3 protein-coding genes are annotated in these 3,050 nt (G+C 56.8%); all 3 read right to left on the bottom strand.

Going from position 1 to position 3,050, the window contains the following annotated elements; genetic code table 11:
- Positions 1-94: 94 nt before the first annotated feature.
- On the bottom strand, positions 95-1,054 hold the full coding sequence (locus tag ABY948_RS11855; protein ID WP_461482743.1) for an alpha-L-glutamate ligase-like protein: 960 nt from the start codon (positions 1,052-1,054) through the stop codon (positions 95-97).
- Positions 1,051-2,577: an inactive transglutaminase family protein gene (locus tag ABY948_RS11850; protein ID WP_461482742.1), complete on the bottom strand. Its 1,527-nt coding sequence runs from the start codon at positions 2,575-2,577 to the stop codon at positions 1,051-1,053. Before ABY948_RS11850 ends, ABY948_RS11855 begins: the two co-directional genes overlap by 4 nt.
- Before the next feature lie 7 nt (positions 2,578-2,584).
- Positions 2,585-3,050: ATP-dependent zinc protease family protein (locus ABY948_RS11845; RefSeq protein WP_461482741.1), on the bottom strand; the 466-nt coding region annotated here is incomplete at its 5' end.

Raw genomic sequence — 3,050 nt, 5'->3', positions numbered from 1 at the left:
TCGCTCATTTAGAATAACTAAACCACGCTCATTCCGCCTCGCTGGAAGCAAAAATGACCTCCAGCAGTGGTAATCAAATTAGTGTGAACAGGCCCTAGAACATCGACGGCTGCTGCCCAAACAATTGCCTGGCCAAAGTCACCCGCTCCTCCACGGGCAGGGCGATGCTTTTCAGCCGGTCGATCGTCTTCAGGCGTTTCGCCAGTCCCGCCTGGTTGGCAATCTGTATCGCCAGCCCGGGCCGGGCATTCAATTCCAGAATCATCGGACCGCGGTGTTTATCGAGCACAATATCGGCACCGAAATAACCGAGTCCGGTCATCTCGTAGCAGCCGCAGGCCAGCAACAACAATTGCTCCCAGTGGGGCAACTTCAGGTCCTCAAAACCGTAACCGGTATCCGGGTGCCTGGTCACCTTGGCATTGTTCTGTACCGCGCAAACGCTGTGGCCGGTTTCAATATCCAGCCCGACGCCCACCGCGCCCTGGTGCAGGTTGGCCTTGCCGTCGGAGGCGTGGGTGGCGCAGCGAATCATCGCCATCACCGGAAAACCCCGATAGACAATCACCCGGATATCCGGAACACCCTCGTAGCTGTAATGGCTGAGGATGGGGTCGAAGATAATCATATCCTCGATCATCGCCACATCCGGTCGGCCGCCCAAGCTGTAAAGCCCGCTGAGGATATTGGAGGTGTGGCGCTTCACATCCCGCAGGTTCAGCACGGCACCGGAGGACTTGGTGAACTCGTGAGCGTTGCGCTCGGAAATCACCAGGATACCCTTGCCACCGCTGCCCTGGGCAGGTTTGATGACAAAACGCTCCCGGCCCTCAAGCAGATGTTCCAGATCCTGGATCTCGTGCTGGATTTCGATGACACCATAGAGTGCGGGCACATTCATGCCGTACTCTTGCGCCAGCCGCTTGGTTTTGAGCTTGTCATCCACCAGCGGAAACAAGCGGCGGGGATTGCGCCGGCCGATATAATTCACGTTGCGGCTGTTCATGCCCAGCACGCCCAGTTCGCGCAACGCCTTGGGAGAGATGAATTTCACTGCCAGTCTTTCCTCAGGTAGCGAAAACGGTACAACTCGGACAGCCGATAGCCGGTGTATTTACCCAGCAACAGCACCACCCCCATCAGCGCGATCATCAGCTCGGGGAAATTGAACGTCAGGTGCTCAACCAGATCCATGGTCATCACCAGGTAGGCCAGCACCGCCGCCAGCAGGCTGCCGCTTCCCTGTATCAACACCTCGTGTGCCCCCTCCTCCTCCCACAGGATCGACATTCTTTCGATGGTCCAGGAGAGAATGATGGTCGGCAGGTAGGTCACCGTCAGCGCCTGGTTGAAGCCCAGTTTGTAGCTGACGATACTGAGGGCCGCCATCAGCAGGATCACCATAATGACCACCGCAGTGATTCTCGCCACCAGTAACAGGTTGAGATGGGAGAGATAGGAGCGAATCCACAACCCGGCACCCACCACCATCAGGAAAATCACCAGCCCGGCCAGCAGGGTTGTCTGGATAAAGCCCAGGGCAATCAGGATGGGCATAAACGTGCCAGAGGTGCGAATCCCCACCAGCACCCGCAACAACACCACCACCAGGGCACCGACCGGAATCAGCAGCAGCCCCTTGAACATCCCCTGCTGCTCCACCGGCAGTGCGTAAATGGAGAAGTCCAGCATCAACTTGTCGCCCGCCTGGTGTTCCATGGACAACAGGGTTTTCACCGGCAAGGTATTCTTCACCAGGGCAAATTCCAGCTGTGAACTGCTGCCACCGATGACATCGAAAATAAAGCGTTCCCCCCGTTGCCAAACAAAAAAATTGTCAGGCAACCCCATTTGCGCATTGCTCGGATTAAACAGCTGCCAGCGACCGTCATCGAAGACTTCAATCAAGGTGGAAATCTGTTGGCGACGGCGGCCACTCTCAAGAAACACCCCCTTGACCCGCTGGGCGGGAATGCCCGCATAGGCCAACACATCCATGATCACACCAAGCGGACCGAATTCATGGCCGGCAAACAGGAACTCGGTGTCCTGATCCATGTTGTCATTGACCAGCTGCAGCAATAACAGCTCGGTAAAACTGAGGGGCCCGGAAGAGCGCTCATGCAGTTTCGCCACTACCCGGTTCATCGCCGCCTGACGGTCCTCGGTTAGCTCGGGGGGCACAATCTCCGGCACCGGACTGGCGCCCAGGCCAAACTCGTCGGAGCGGTAGGTCTGTAATTTGTAGTAGAGGGTGGCCGGTCGTTCCAGGGTCTGCCGTGTCCACTTGGCCCTGCGGCTGCCATCGGGACTCGTCTCAATGGAAAAGCCAAAACCCGATGACGCAAAATTCTCGTCCAGCAACACCCAACCGGCCCGGGGTTCCGGCAACACCATGGAAATTTCCACCGGCCCGCCAGTGGGGTTGAAGGTAATCTTCGACTCCAGGGTCCAGACATCCTGACGAGCCCCCGGCAACAATGGAAAGCCGAGTTCAAAGCGTTTGTACAGTGTCAGGCCAAGTCCGATCGCAATCAGAATCCCGGCCACCACCATAATTTGCATTTTTGAGGACATAAAAGGGTTACTTCAGTGTGTGTTTGCGACTGACATCAACAATGGCCGTATCCGTCAACAGATTGCGGCCAACCAACAACGGGTACTCAAAATCCGAGCGGTCAGTCAGGGTCACATCCACCTGTTCCTTTATCCCGCCCAAACTCAACCACAACTTCACCACATAGCGGCGCTCATACTCACCGGTTTGCTGTTTGATCAACACCTTGCGGTGTAACTTGCGCTCCACCTCCATCAACTCGTTGGTTTCGGGATTGAGCACCGAAAAACGCACATACCTACTACCGTCCCGCTCCACCATCTGGATATTCTCTGCGTGCATCGAAGATGACGCGGCCCCGGTATCGATTCGCGCTTCCAGCGTGACCCCAGGGGGATCCACCGCCACATTTTCCACCTCACCGATAATCGGCAGGTTCAACCCCCCTCCCGTTTTGGGCAACGGCTGGGACTTCACGATGACCCGCTCGATC

This window comes from Porticoccus sp. (genome assembly GCF_041592135.1).
In the GTDB taxonomy this organism is placed as follows: domain Bacteria; phylum Pseudomonadota; class Gammaproteobacteria; order Pseudomonadales; family Porticoccaceae; genus Porticoccus.
Note: the sequence above shows the minus strand (reverse complement) of the source record. Positions and strands in the feature narration are given on the sequence as shown.